This is a genomic window from Desulfatitalea tepidiphila, from assembly GCF_001293685.1.
Taxonomy (GTDB): domain Bacteria; phylum Desulfobacterota; class Desulfobacteria; order Desulfobacterales; family Desulfosarcinaceae; genus Desulfatitalea; species Desulfatitalea tepidiphila.
Map to the genome: position 1 here is coordinate 1,603,206 of NZ_BCAG01000003.1, position 14,145 is coordinate 1,617,350.

Annotated in this window: 11 protein-coding genes; all 11 read right to left on the reverse strand. The window is 47.8% G+C overall.

Features of this window, described 5'->3' with window-relative positions; genetic code table 11:
• Positions 1-113: 113 nt before the first annotated feature.
• Positions 114-2,102 carry a polysaccharide biosynthesis protein gene (locus tag DFT_RS11840; protein WP_076750524.1) on the reverse strand — a complete coding sequence of 663 codons (1,989 nt, stop codon included), beginning with the start codon at positions 2,100-2,102 and terminating at the stop codon, positions 114-116.
• A gap of 81 nt (positions 2,103-2,183) precedes the next feature.
• Entirely contained in the window at positions 2,184-3,413 is a 1,230-nt protein-coding gene (locus DFT_RS11845; RefSeq protein WP_054031396.1) for a DegT/DnrJ/EryC1/StrS family aminotransferase, read from the reverse strand.
• Between the two features lie 15 nt (positions 3,414-3,428).
• Positions 3,429-4,547, reverse strand: a complete 1,119-nt coding sequence (locus DFT_RS25495; protein ID WP_083453459.1) for a NeuD/PglB/VioB family sugar acetyltransferase — start codon at positions 4,545-4,547, stop codon at positions 3,429-3,431.
• A 72-nt stretch (positions 4,548-4,619) separates the two neighbouring features.
• A complete protein-coding gene (locus DFT_RS11855) occupies positions 4,620-5,261 on the reverse strand; it encodes a sugar transferase (RefSeq protein ID WP_054031397.1) in 642 nt (213 codons plus the stop codon).
• On the reverse strand, positions 5,254-6,480 hold the full coding sequence (gene wecB / locus DFT_RS11860; protein WP_235506215.1) for a non-hydrolyzing UDP-N-acetylglucosamine 2-epimerase: 1,227 nt from the start codon (positions 6,478-6,480) through the stop codon (positions 5,254-5,256). The genes DFT_RS11855 and wecB overlap by 8 nt, the downstream gene beginning before the upstream one ends.
• Entirely contained in the window at positions 6,477-7,703 is a 1,227-nt protein-coding gene (locus DFT_RS11865; RefSeq protein ID WP_054031398.1) for a glycosyltransferase family 4 protein, read from the reverse strand. Before DFT_RS11865 ends, wecB begins: the two co-directional genes overlap by 4 nt.
• A 55-nt stretch (positions 7,704-7,758) precedes the next feature.
• Entirely contained in the window at positions 7,759-9,669 is a 1,911-nt protein-coding gene (locus DFT_RS11870) for a heparinase II/III family protein (protein WP_054031399.1), read from the reverse strand.
• Between the two features lie 81 nt (positions 9,670-9,750).
• A complete protein-coding gene (locus tag DFT_RS11875) occupies positions 9,751-10,803 on the reverse strand; it encodes a glycosyltransferase (RefSeq protein ID WP_054031400.1) in 1,053 nt (350 codons plus the stop codon).
• 30 nt (positions 10,804-10,833) lie between these two features.
• Positions 10,834-11,745, reverse strand: coding sequence for a sulfotransferase family protein (locus DFT_RS11880; RefSeq protein ID WP_054031401.1), 912 nt, complete (start codon positions 11,743-11,745; stop codon positions 10,834-10,836).
• Positions 11,742-12,965, reverse strand: coding sequence for an O-antigen ligase family protein (locus DFT_RS11885; RefSeq protein WP_083453460.1), 1,224 nt, complete (start codon positions 12,963-12,965; stop codon positions 11,742-11,744). The genes DFT_RS11880 and DFT_RS11885 overlap by 4 nt, the downstream gene beginning before the upstream one ends.
• 245 nt (positions 12,966-13,210) lie before the next feature.
• Complete coding sequence (locus tag DFT_RS11890; protein WP_076750526.1) at positions 13,211-14,128, reverse strand: sulfotransferase domain-containing protein; 918 nt, start codon at positions 14,126-14,128, stop codon at positions 13,211-13,213.
• Positions 14,129-14,145 lie beyond the last annotated feature (17 nt).

Below are 14,145 nucleotides of genomic sequence, written 5' to 3' on the forward strand. Positions count from 1 at the left end.
AAGCCTCATGCCGGCGAACGTCGGCATCCAGAACATATTGAAAATAATGGATATCGGTTTCCATCGGGATGACGGAAAAGGGAATTCCGGACTTTTGGCAGTGCCGTCAAACTTTATTCAGCATCTGTTTCCAAAGGCCGGGCAACGCCTGCTTTTTCCTCCGAAACCGTTTTAGGCCGTGGAAGCTTATCAAAAGCCATCAGAGTATTTTCACAACGCTCGCATTCAAGCACCGCTTCGGTCGTCTGGGGGGTATATTCGGGTATGATACTCTTCAAGGTGTCTTTGATACCCTGCGCGTCATGAAGGGATGCATACCTTTTGAGTCGATCCAACGCCAGACGCAAAAGCTTCATGTCCTCGCCCCGCCCCTTGAGCACCATGATCTTCTGGTGGCTGGTCGGCACAATTCCTTCGCCTTCGGTAATCAATTCCTCATAAAGCTTTTCTCCGGGACGCAATCCCACATACTTGATCTCGATCTCCGTATCGGGCTCCTTTCCGCACAAGCGTATAAAATCCCGGGCCATCTGGTCGATACGCACAGGCGTGCCCATCTCCAGAATAAAGATCTCGCCCCCCTCTCCCATGGAAGCGGCCTGCAAAATCAACTGGGCCGCCTCCTCGATGGACATAAAATATCGCGTGATTTCCGGATGGGTCACCGTGACCGGCCCCCCTTTCTCCACCTGCCGCCGAAACAAAGGAATCACCGATCCGGAGGACCCCAATACATTTCCGAAGCGAACTGCCATGAACTTGGTCGGCGAGTTCAAGCAGTGAGCCTCCATCAGCATTTCGGTCAACCGCTTGCTTGCTCCCATCACATTGGTGGGGCGGACGGCCTTGTCGGTGGATACCAGAATAAAACGCCCCACCTCGTAACGGATACTGGCCTGAATCAGCCGATGGCTGGCAAAAATGTTATTGTACACCGCTTCCCAGGGATTTTTCTCAACCAATGGCACATGCTTGTAAGCGGCTGCATGAAAGACCATGGATGGCCGGTACTGGTAGAATACACTTTCCAGCAACTCTCTGTCCTGCACCTTGCCCAGCACGGTGACATAATTCTTGAATCCTCGTTCGTGCAGTACCTCCATCTCAATGCGATAGAGATTCTCTTCACTCGAATCCATGAACAACATCAACCCCGGTTCGAAACGCAGGATCTGCCGACACAGCTCGGATCCGATGGAGCCGCCGGCACCAGTCACCAGTATGGTCCTGCCTTTGATCAGCCCCCTGATGCGATCGTTTTCAAGCCTTACTGGCGGCCGTCCCAAGAGATCTTTGTAGGACACCTCCCGGATGGAACGAATGCTCACCTTGTTGTCGATAATCTCCCCCATGCCGGGTAACGTTTTGAACACTACGCCACTGTTGCGACACAATTCTACAACCCGATTAATCTGCTCCCTGCCGGCGGAAGGTATGGCGATCAACAACTCCTGGGCATCTATCCGTCCCGCGACATCACAAACATCCTCGATAGCTCCAAGCACCGGCAAGCCATGCATGCGCCTACCAATCTTGCCCGGATCGTCATCTAAAAACCCTACAATCTGATAGGGCAACGCTTGGTTATCCAATACCTCCCGGGCAACCTTCTCACCTGCATCCCCGGCGCCCAGGATCAGGATCCGTTTTTTGGCGCTGGCTGGCAATGCACACTGTTTCCGGCTTTCGCCGAGGGAATACTTCTGGTGCAGCATGCGCACCGAAAACCGGAGACCGCACGCAAATAGGAAAGTAAAAACGCCATCCAACACGAACACAGACCGGGAAAAGCCTTGGAAACGGTTCATCATCAACATGGCACTGACGGCCAAAACTGACACCAATACTGCCGCCTTGAAAACCGCAATCATATCCACAATCCCGGAATACCGCCACATGCCCTGGTATAAACCGAACCAGTAAAAAACCACCAGTTTGCCTGCCACCAACCATGGCACAACAGTCCAAATCCTGTACCAATTGCCTGTCGTGATGGTGCCTTCGAAGCGCACCAGGTAGGCAAAGACATGTGCACATAGAAATAGTGCCACGTCGGCAAACAAAATCATCCAGAAGTTGATGTTGCGAATATTACGAAGCATCAGAAAGACCTTGCTCTATTTTACCCTTCGGATACGCTCGCACCCGCGGAAGGCGTTTGGCGCTTCTCCAAACATTGCAGATCAGCGACGCATCCTCCGGATGACCGCAACCACCCGCTCCAGATCCTCCTCGCTCATGGCGGTACCCGAGGGCAGGCACAATCCTCGCGAGAACAAATCTTCGGCCACATGCCCACCAACCACCCGGCATGCACATCGTCGCTTGCCTCCTATCCGGTGCTTTATCTCCCTGCCGGCCAGCACGATAGCAGATGGGTCTGCGTCATCGCCATTGGCTGCCACGAACACCGGTTGCAAGTGCATCGGCTTCCAGACCGGACGCGACTCGATGTTCTCCGCCTCCAGCGCCAACCGAACCGTCTCGCGGTCCACCCCGAACTGCCTCGGCGTGATCAGGATCACGGTCAACCATCGGTTGCAGCGTCCAAAAGGCGCCTCCGCCATGAACTCGATCCCCGGCAAATCTTTAAGCGAATTATAGTAGTAGTCGAAAATTTCCCGCTTGCGCAATACCCGTTCATCCAGCACCGCCAACTGCCCTCGTCCGATCCCAGCCAGCACATTACTCATTCGGTAATTGTACCCGATCTCGGTATGCTCGTAATGGGGAAATGGATCCCTTGCCTGCTGGGACAAAAAACGTGCGTGGGCAATTAAATCCCTATCTTCCGAAGCCAGCATGCCGCCACCCGAAGTGGTCATGATCTTGTTCCCGTTAAAGGAAAAAACCGCCGCACGGGCATTGGCGCCGGCATGCCACCGACTCTCACTCCACCAATACCATGCCCCCATGGCTTCGGCCGCATCCACCACCACCGGTACATTGAATCTCCCACAGATCTCATAAATACGCCCATAATCCGCGCACTGCCCATACAGATCAGTGGGCACCACCGCTTTGGGCAATCGCCCTCTCCGGGCACAGGCCTCAAGCTCCGCTTTCAGCAGGTCTGGGTCCATATTCCATGACGTCAAATCGGAGTCGATGAACACCGGGGTCGCCCCCTCGAAGAAGATTGGCGATACGCTGCCGATAAAGGTCAGGGTCGAAGCGAACACCTCATCCCCAAAGCCAACCCCCAAATGTCGTAACGCCAGATGCATAGCTGCTGTCCCGCTGGACAAGGCAAGACAATGGGGAATGCCGGTGTATTCGGAAAAGGCTTTTTCAAAAGCATCCACTTGGGGGCCCAGTGGGGCGATGTAGTTGCTTTCGAAGGCTTGGTGGACAAATTCGAGCTCCTTATCGCCGAGATGTGGGGGGGAAAGGAAAATTCGGGCATGTGTCATGAAATGCGAAACTCCTCAAATGATTCTTTTGGCTGGAACACCCACGACTACTGCATTGCCTGGCACATTACGATTAACAAAGCTGTGCGCACCAACGACCGCATTTTCTCCGACCGTCACCCCCGGCATAATGGTCGAATGGCTTCCAATTCGGCAGTTCTTTTTCAGCACTACTGGGCCAGTCTTGTTATCAATCGTAGACACAGAATATACAGAGCAATGAGACCCTATTTGGGCATAATCCTCTATAACGACACCATATTTGGCATTGATATAACTGAACGCACCAATGTCCGTCCTATATCCAAGCTTGAAGTTCTCCCTGTGTTGAACCACCCAGTTATATTTGGTCGGTATGCCTTCCTCGATCTCTGGATACTGCCACTCGGAAAAACGGTCTAAGGGCTGTAAGGAAGTACCCTCCGAGTTGATAGTTTTTATGGAAGGACCTTGCTCAATCTGTGCAACCGGCGGAGTATTCGGGCATGGTTCAGAGGCCAGCGCTTGAGGGGGGTTGCGCAGCCCCCCCCACGTTCCGGAACTGATCGATTTAGTCACACATGCACCGGCACCGATCACCACATCATCTCCGATCACCAGGGGGTTTTCTACCGTGCCGTTAATGAAAACCGCGCCCGTGCCCACATAAACCCGTTTGCCGAAGTTTACCCATCCGGAAACATGCACTCCCGGCGCCAAGGTGGTGTAATCATCCATCACCACATCGTGACCGATAGTGCAATCCAGATTAATCTGAACATGTCGTTTAAGGTGAATATTTGTGGTGAGGATGCATCCCGCACAAATAATAGTCCCCTCTTCCATCTTTACCCATCGAGACTTCTCGGTGCGGGGATGTACCAAAGACCCAATTGGAAAACCAGCCCTACCCAACTTATCTACAACGGTTTGCCGGACCGATGGCGAACCGATTGCCACCATTACGGCTATCCCTGGGAACCGGTTTTGTAGTCCATTGAAATCGTACACCGGAATGTCATTTACTGTTTTCCCTATCGAATTCGGTTCATCATCTATGAAGCAGACCACTTCATTGGCGTTATCACAGGATTCGGCCAACCATGCCACTTCCCTACCATAACCACCGGCTCCATATATTGCGATTTTTTTCATATGACCTTTTATGCCAAAAGGACTAAGGTGCAAGTCTATCTATCAATGAGAGACTGATAGGGATGCCAACTTTTATAAATCCTTATCAATATCAACCCGAAACGCTTGCGGATTGAATTCGGCAGCCGTCGCCATGCTTCGCTGGCTAATGCCCTCTCTCTTCAACACCTTTAACACTGTCATACAAATAATCTTAACATCCAACACAAATGAATAGTTATCCACATACCAAATATCCATTTTAAATTTCTCTTCCCAGGATATATTGTTTCGCCCGTTAACCTGCGCCCACCCCGTCACGCCTGGCTTAACCTCATGCCTCCTGGCCTGTTCAGCAGAGTATCGGTTAAGATATTGCATTAAAAGGGGGCGTGGCCCCACAAGGCTCATATCCCCTTTTAGCACATTGACGAGTTCCGGCAATTCATCAATGGACGTCGCCCGCAAGAGACGCCCGAAGCGCGTCAATCGTTCATTATCGGGCAGGAGATTTCCTTTAGCATCCTTCGCATCGGTCATGGTTCGAAATTTATATATCCTGAAAGGTTGTCCCATAAACCCTGGACGCAATTGTCGAAAAAGTACCGGTGTTCCCAACTTTAATCCAACTAATAAGGCTACAAAAGCCAAAATCGGTGCTAATACGACTATGGCAGGAAGAGCGATGGCTATATCAAAAATTCGCTTTCCCAAACTGGCGTAGGACTCAGCCATTGCACGATTGCCTTCTTTGAGGGATTTCGCCTGTGCTTGGTTTTTTGGGGAATTGATCGGACACCAGCGCTTGAACAATCCTTGCGGCCGTTTTTCCGTCCCACAATTCAGGTCTGGATGGAGCCCGATTTTCTTGCCGCATTTGAGAATATCCGATTCTAATATGGCCGACATCATTGCCGACTAGCACGCTAGCCCCCCCGTGTTCTCTCAGGGTAATAGGTCTTTCAGTATTCCATCGAAAGGTCAGGCAAGGCGTACCTAGTACACAGCACTCCTCCTGCAGCCCCCCGCTATCGGTGAGAACTATCTTCGCCGCCATGTTTAATCGCAACAATTCATGATATCCTAACGGATTTAACAAAATCAAACCATCCGCCGACAACACCTTGTGCCAAAGTCCAAAAGCCTTGAGTTGCTTTTCCGTGCGAGGATGGACCGTCCATATTAACTTCATATCTTTGGTCAGTTCATTGGTCAAAAAGTGGACAATATCTGTCAGTACCGCCGGGTCATCCACGTTGGAAGGCCTATGCAGGGTTAAGAGTGCAAAATCGCTGGATAACCCTATGGAGCGCACATCGATGTGCCCCTCCATGCAGTTTGTCCGAAGAATGTCTTCAATGGTTAATTCGGCTGCTTTTTTCCTCTGGGCTTCCAGCGTATCGATCATGATATTGCCGACAAACTTTATTTTCTCCCCAGAAATCCCCTCATCCAGCAAATTTTCACCGGAAAGTCGGTCGGGAGTAAATAGCAGATCCGATAGACGGTCCGTCACCAATCGGTTAACTTCCTCAGGCATGGTCATATCCCGGGAACGGAGTCCTGCCTCGATGTGGGCCAGGCGCACATTCTCCTTTTTGGCGGTGATGGAACAGGCGCAGGTGGCGTTTACATCGCCCACCACCACAATCCAGTCGGGTTTTTCCTGCCAAACCACCTTTTCAAATGCGATCATGGTCTGGCCCACCTGTTCAGCATGCGTTCCAGATCCAATGCCCAAATTGATATCGGCCTCTGGTATGTTCAATGCCTCGAAAAACGCTTTGGACATGTTGTCATCATAATGCTGGCCGGTATGAACGAGCACATGCTCAATTTTGACCTGACCGTTCTGATTGTATTCTTCGATTGCCCGAATAAAAGGGGCGATTTTCATGAAATTGGGGCGGGCGCCCACAATGGACACTATTTTCATTTTTTCAGCAGAATTCATATGTTGTTTCTGTTCATCTCCAGGAAATCAGCAAATTGGTTGGACAGTTTTTCGCGTGAGAACGCTTGCTCTGCAAGGCGGCGAGCATTTTTTCCAAACTCTCGTCGCAATTCCGGATTGTCAGCCAACCTGCACATAGCATCGGCAAATGCCACGGGATCGCGGGGTGGTACGGCCAAACCGCATTGGTGTTCCCTGATCATATCGGCAAGCCAGCCGGGATAGTTGTTTATCACGGGCAGGCCTGAAGAAATATAATCGAAAAACTTGTTTGGAGAAGTGCCGTAGTAAAAAGACGGCACATCATCCAAAATCATCATGCCTACATCACAACTGCTCACCACGCGATTGAGTCGGTTCTTGGGCATGGAATCGTAAAAACGGCAATTATTCAACCCCTCGATTCGTGCTCGTTTCATCAAATGTGGTTTACGCTTGCCGTCACCGATGAAAACCAGCACGATATCGTTCCTCCCCCTTTCCTGCAAAACACGGGCGGCATCAAGAACCGCATCCAGACCGTTGGCAATGCCATGGGCTCCTGTAAAAACCGCCACACAGTTATCAGGCCTTCCCCCCGGAAGATCAAGATCCTTTCGCTGGGCTGGCTGAAAAAGGGTCAAATCGCATCCATTGGGAATCATGGCGATCGGCAGCCCTTTTGGACTGCGCTTGGAAATACCCTTCTTGATGCCAGGGGCGAGGGCTATGCAAGCGGTGGCAGACCAATAGCTCAGCCATTCCAGCAAGGACATAACTGCAAGTACCACCGGATTTTTTACCACCCCCATGGCCCTGGGTAATTCGGGCCACAAATCCCTGACTTCGAAGACGAAGGGCTTGCCCCTGAACCATCGGGCAAATATCCCCGGAATTCCTGCCGTAAGCGGAGTGGAAGTGGCGAACACCAAATCATAATCCATGCGCAGGGCCACTTTCACACTCTTAAAGGCATACCGCAGAAAAACCAATGCACGCCGGGGCAGGCTCAAATAGTTACTGTATTGAAGGTTGAACTGAATCACTCGAATCTCGTCGATCATCCCGGTGCGCAACGGATCACCGGAAGAACCTGAAAGCGGCAGCTCTCCTCTGCCGCTATGGGCGCAAATCATAGTCACCTGATGTCCGCGCTCAATCAACTTCCGGGCCATTTCATAGGACCGGGTTCCGCCGGCTGAAGAAGGGGTGTTAAAATACTGATGAAAATAAAGAACGTGCATGATTATTAGGAGCTTGAAGGGCTATATTAAGAGTTAATTCGTTTGATTTGCCAGCTTATTGTAAAGAAAACTTGGTTTTGATTTGTTGTCTGCCCCTGCCGATACTGATCACCAAAACATCCACCGGACTTTTTTCCTGGTAATACAAAGACTCCATGCCTATTTCCAAGCACATTCGGCAATCAGAGGCGTAAACCTCCACCCACCCCCACGGGCCGATCAACCTGTTGCCTTCAAGCCGGTATTCCCCGGGGGCCAGCCGAAACCGGATCTCAGCATTGTTAAAAGGCCCAGCAAGGTCATCTTCAACAACCCACTGATCGTCACTCCAAAACACTGCCCGTCGATGTTTGTTGCCCCGCCAATCCGTGTAAACGCCAGACCATCGGCGACAACCATCCCGGGCTGCTTCAATTTTGCCTACATGATCGGCCTGAATCCACCGGCCAAGCAGGAACCTGCCAAGGCGGGGCATTTGATCCTGGCCGTCAAAGCAAACCGTGTTGTGCGCCCGCACGGACTTGAAATAGATATCATCATCCTCCTCATCCGGATTATAGGAGAAAGATCCCGCATCCCGACAAATATTTTGCCCTTGATACCATAAATCAAAATGAAAAACGTCATTGTGCGACGGCCTGAAACGATACATCGGAAAACGAAGCAAAGCCCATGACGCCTCCGCGGCCATGATCACGTAACCGCCGGCAAACACTTTGTTCTGCTTTGCCAACTCAGACTTCACCGCATCGCTGGCATCAATGCCGAGCCAGAACAGGGGCTCATCCCAAGGGCCAGCATCAAAAAATTTTCGCCCACAAAACAATACTGATGCTGTTTGCAGCGTCGGCCGGAAATCCCGGTAATTACATGCATGCATATTCAAAAGCATGGCCCCGTCATTGGCCCCAAGGTTCGGCGCGTCGCCGTTAACAGGATCAATAATCGCCGCCATCCAGTCGAGAGCAGCGGCCGAGCGTTCATAAAACAGTACTGAAAAAGGTTTAGCATTAAGCTTTTTTCGCCAGTATTCAGCATAAATCAACGTGTCAAGGAGCACCCTGTGATAGGTGACAGAGTGTTGGGAAAAGCTACCATCAGCCTCCACCAGCTTTTCAACCCGGTTTTCAAGCCATTTTTTCCCCGAACGGGCATAAAGTTCGCTTTTCCGGGCAACAGCCTTATCACCCGAAACCCGAGCAAGCCAGTTCCCACCGATAAATAAAGCCGCTGCCTCACTGGTGCCGTGATTATTATCCTGGGATACAGCATAGCGGATGTTGCCATGGATTCTTTCAAGATGATGGAAAATGAATTCCATCAAGGCTGGGCTTGGTTGATCCCACTGTTGCAAGACCAGAGCAGCATTCACAAGGTTGAAAACCCGAATGGATGCTTCCTGGCCGCATTTCCAGTTGGGCCCGGCATTGACCGGGTTTTCATCCGTCCAGTTTTGAAGCCATTCATTTAGAATCTGCAAGTGGTGCGGTTCGCCGGATACGGCATAAGCTCGGGCTAGGGCAAGTACCCATTCAAACCTGGAAGCCTCCCAGATATTTTTGATATCGCCGAGATCAACGTCAAATTCATTCAGGGCGGTCCAGTGCCTGCCGGGAGTCGTATTGCGGGCACCGTTAAAAGGGTTTAAAAACCAGTCAGGCGGGCTGCCTGTAAACCACCAACGCCTGGAATAGTAACGCAGATGACCCCCGGCAATTTGTTCTGCATCAGCTATCAGAGCGTGATTCCATTCATCCGGGCGATCCAACCGATTTTGCAAAGGCCGGAAAAAATCTCCCCTATTGTTAAAACCCAGCAGCGGGAAAAACCAGCGCCTCATTCCTGTCTTCAGGCTGAAACGGTACCAGGAAACGTAGGCTACGTTTCGCAAGTCAAGGCGATGGATAAGATCAGCATACAATATTGTTTTTTTCAGGATAGAGATTTCTGTGCAGTTCCTTATCATTTCTGCAGCCTCGATACTCGCTCTGGCCACCTTAAAGTTTTACGTCTGGAATGGCAAATGGGATTTTATAAGTGGCTTTCTTCATAACGCTGAAGCCTTCACTCGCTCAAAAACCCTGAAATGGGCCTCAGCCATGTATTCGATTGTGTATTTTTCTTTGGCCACATCCTGTAGCTGTCTACCCCAGTTCCGCAATTTCCAGCGATTATCCAAAACATCATCGATGAACCGTTCAACCTCCTGCTGATCACCAAAAGAAATAAAAGGCTGTCCAGCTTCCTTTGCCAGCCAGTATTCTGGACCATGGTAGCTATTATTGTCTATAACTATACCTTTACCGTGCCTTGCAGCATTCATAACCAAAAGGCCTACGTTACCAGGACTCACTACTAAATCGGACCAGTCAAAATGGGGGTTCAAATCTTTTCCGTTTAACCTTCCAAACACTTTCAATCTTTCGTTGTTTTCCAAACCAGATGGAATCTCAAGTTTTTCCATACCAGGTCCGATTATCCTGATTCTAACATCCGTTCTGGTTTGAGCAAGCCGAACCAAACGTTCAAGTTTTTTCCTCGGCTTAAAAGTGCCCACAAAAACAAAACGAAGCTCCTCATTTTCAGTGTTGAAGTAACCGGTCCGAAACTCATCCCTTCTAACTTCTGTATTATTAAAACTTATTGCCGAAGCACCATATTCTTTTTTTACCCGCCGGGCTACCTCTTCGCTATAAACAAGACATCCTGCGGCCCGCTTAAATAGAAATCTTCGAATCATTACAAGAACGTTTAGTTTACTTTGTCCAAAGATTAACCCTCGCCACACCCATCTATTCCAATATTGTTTGTTTTCTAAAAACAGAAAAAGCCTTGCCAGTTGCCGCAGGTTGATATCACAGCAAATCACGTCCCATGTTTCTTGGTTAAGCAGCTTTTTAAGGCCAAGTTGCCAGTAAAACCCGTTGCATCGCTTGGCAGGAACCTCAATGTATCTGTAACCGATCCTCATGTCCGGAGGCGCCAGCCCGGCAATTTGGCAAGGCTGAGCCGCAACAGTCAAATCGACTTTTCCGCTCAGTTCCCGGAAAAAGGATTCCCGATAATCTGGGGCGTGATCAATAATAAGTAATACCTTCAAAAATCATCCTAACAAAGTAGCTGAAATAATTTATTCTCTGTAACCGTAAAACCTTAAAAGCGGCCAGCAAATAATTTTTGCCATCAGGCGGTACCGCCGGGGAAGGCCGCTCCGACTAGATTTATTAGGATCAAAAACAAAGCTCCCGGCCATACGCATTTGATTGCCGCCAATATTGTGTCCCATGAAAAAAGGCTCTCTTCGCATTATCTTTTCTTTAACCCTACATAGATTGATCCCGGCAAACGCCTCAATTCGTCCCATCTCTTGGACCGGGGAAAAAATGATATCCTCGTAGCGTACCCGAAGAAATCGTTCCTTCCCGAATCTTCTTGTCACTTCCGCAAATAGGTTACCAATTATCCAACTCACACAGCTTAATAATAAAAATAACCAGAAAAAGCGCTTTGGCTGAAATCGTCGCCGAAGAAACTTAAATCCGTGACCTATAGTTAGCCGGTGGTAGTTGCTTTCCAGTATTCGGGCCGGATGCCGAACGAGGTGGATAACCCTGCTCGATGGAACAAAACGTAGTAAAAACAGAGCACGAGTGATTTCCTTGGAGGAATCTACGATGACACATTTACCATCTAAGCATACCGCTTCAGCGATATATTCCGAAATTTCCGCCAGATTGTTTACCCATTTTTGACCGCGCTTTGCCATGATTGTCCAAAGCAGATTCCTGATATGCGCTTGCTTGACCGAAGCCCGAACGGCATCATCCCATGCATTTCCGGAAATCATCTCATACCGTCGCCGAACTCCCGACCAGAAAGGACAATCACTAAATGCTTCACCGCAACTGCATAAGGCCTCATAACGCCCCATGCCTGAGACCAGTTCTCCCAAACTTTCCACACTGTCAGCATTACCCAGCATCCCGTCGAGCATGGTAGATCCGCTGTGCCCCCGGCCTGCTATGTAGATCCATGCTTTCATTCTTTTCCATCACCTAACTGGAAAATTTTGACTTGTAGTTCTTTTGTCATAGGTATCGCGCGATCCCTTTTCATTCTATACAATAAACTCAAATAACCAATCAGCAAAGAGGCAATAATGAATAAGGGCCGTGCCTTATAAAAATCTCCAGATTTAGAGCCTTCGAGCAATGCCCATAAGTATGCGGCTAAAAAAGCTGCAGGTAAAGGATCCCTTATGATAATGGATTGCGCCCAGGCCTTATAAAAAATTGCCAACGGAATTGATACAACAATCATCAAAAGGATAATGCCAGTAATGCCCCCGTCTATACCTACTTGCAAAAAGAGGTTGTGAGGATAAATGTTTACGACGCTTGCTTCTCCGAGCCCATGGCCAAGAACCGGAGCTTGTAAAATCTTATTGAGGGATTGAGCCCATATCTCTCCACGCCCTCCTGCTTGAATTTCATCTCCTAAAAACAACCTTTGTAATCTGCTGAGAGTCCTTGCCGGAATTAGGGTAAAAACAAAGTAACCAGCTAAGGCCATGGCAATAAGCCTGGCGGCTAAGGAAGAAATAACTTTCTTAATTGTCTTCCTTTGGGGCCAATAGTAAATCATGTATAAAGTTCCTACAAGTCCGCTGAAAAGAAGAGCGCCTCTAGATAATACAGTGATGAGCCCTAAACCATTTATAAATAATATCAAGAGCCAAAGTAACTTTTTTTTCCCGCTATCTGTGAAAACAAACGGCAAAGCTATACAAAATGCAAGTGATATAAACGACCCTAAAGCCAAGTAGCCTAACGCATCTTCGTTAAATAACTTCCGATAATCCCCCTCGGTTTTCATAAATCCGTAAAGAACAATTAGCGACAAGGCCGAACCTGAAAAAATGATAATCCAAGCAATTGTGTGGAAAAACTTTTCAGACCATGACAAACTGCAAAGGATTCCGATGCTTAAACTTGATATTAAAAAACAACCTGCGATTAAAACTTCTCTATAGTTCGTAAAAGGAAAGGAGGTTGCAAGCAAATATATGAACAAAAGAAACAGAAAAAACCACCATGATAACTGCCAAGAATTAACTGACCAGTTTCGATTTGACAGAACAGCAAAATTAAAAAGAGCTATTGCTAAAAAAAAATAAAGGGATTCCGAAAAGCCTAGCAATCCGCGAAGGGCTGGAGCTACAATCAATAAGGCTCCTGCTATTGCTGCTAAGTAATGACCCATAACAGATGGTTTTCGTGATATACTTATGACTTATTGTGCTTCAAAAGATGACATTTACGCCTAAGGCTCAGTGCCGGATAATTGTAATCATATTATTGCTCGGCACTCGAACCAGCTTGGCCAAGAATAGGCAGCGATTTTTTTATTCTGGTGGCTATAAGTGCCACTTTATCCATAACTTCCTGTTTATAATAAAATTCTGTTTATTCCCCAAGCTCAACTATTTTCATTGCGTGACTCAGAGGTTAACACTTTTCCTGGTTTTCGGGACAACCTTGAAAGGGAAAATGTTTCCAGGCCACTAAGCTTCTACTAAAAATGCGTTCTAATTTTTCGATCTGGGGCATAAATTTATCGTACATGTCTTTCAATACATCATTTTTAATTATCGGCTTTTCTAATTTTTGGGTGGAAACAGCACTAGCGACTCGCTTTGCAATGCCAAATGACTTGTATATACCAAAATTTCTTTTTTGTTTTCCCAGAAATTTAATTGCATCAGTTACAAATTTTAAACGTATTCGGCTGCTTACATTTAGAACGGGGAAACTACTTGCTTCAAAACATGGAACATCTAAAAAATCATAAATTTTCTCGTAAAATTTTACAGGATTCTCTTTTAAATCGTCAAAAAGCACTATACAAACTTTATCAGGAGAAACAAGCTGATACAATTTTTCAATCTGATCTCCTAAAGCACACCTATTTTCATACAATAACATTAAATGGCTTGGGCATCTTTTTGGAATATTGAGCCCCATCCTACGATTCTTTTGAAGCTTCCAAGCGATGTTAAAATTATTCTGATTTTCATATCCACCGCGGAGGGCTTGACCATGCAATGAAATAGCCATCTCATAGGGATTCCTGATTGAAACCAAAAATTTCGCATTTGTGGAATATTTTAGTATTTCAGGTACTGCCGTTTGAGAATAAAGGTAACCGGTTGATGCTTCTCCTACAATTATATGATGCTTTTTTGCTTTTGAGAAAAGGGATTCGTAAACTTTTAACGAATTAATTCCCCTTGGTATTTCTTTTTCAAAAAAATGTGGCTCCTTTGGATCTGAAATAAAAATATTAGGGTGCTGAGAAATTTGAAATGCGATAGATGTCGTGCCGCACTTGGGGGCACCTATAAAAAAGAAATTTGGTTTTATCAATCAATCCCTCCAGATAA

Excerpts from the sequence above, each read along its gene's own strand:
- DFT_RS11880 (WP_054031401.1), bottom strand. The coding sequence starts at position 11,745 with ATGAAAGCATGGATCTACATAGCAGGCCGGGGGCACAGCGGATCTACC.
- DFT_RS25495 (WP_083453459.1), bottom strand. The coding sequence starts at position 4,547 with ATGAAAAAAATCGCAATATATGGAGCCGGTGGTTATGGTAGGGAAGTG.
- DFT_RS11840 (WP_076750524.1), bottom strand. The coding sequence starts at position 2,102 with ATGCTTCGTAATATTCGCAACATCAACTTCTGGATGATTTTGTTTGCC.
- wecB (WP_235506215.1), bottom strand. The coding sequence starts at position 6,480 with ATGAATTCTGCTGAAAAAATGAAAATAGTGTCCATTGTGGGCGCCCGC.
- DFT_RS11855 (WP_054031397.1), bottom strand. The coding sequence starts at position 5,261 with ATGGCTGAGTCCTACGCCAGTTTGGGAAAGCGAATTTTTGATATAGCC.
- DFT_RS11865 (WP_054031398.1), bottom strand. The coding sequence starts at position 7,703 with ATGCACGTTCTTTATTTTCATCAGTATTTTAACACCCCTTCTTCAGCC.
- DFT_RS11845 (WP_054031396.1), bottom strand. The coding sequence starts at position 3,413 with ATGACACATGCCCGAATTTTCCTTTCCCCCCCACATCTCGGCGATAAG.
- DFT_RS11870 (WP_054031399.1), bottom strand. The coding sequence starts at position 9,669 with ATGATAAGGAACTGCACAGAAATCTCTATCCTGAAAAAAACAATATTG.
- DFT_RS11885 (WP_083453460.1), bottom strand. The coding sequence starts at position 12,965 with ATGGGTCATTACTTAGCAGCAATAGCAGGAGCCTTATTGATTGTAGCT.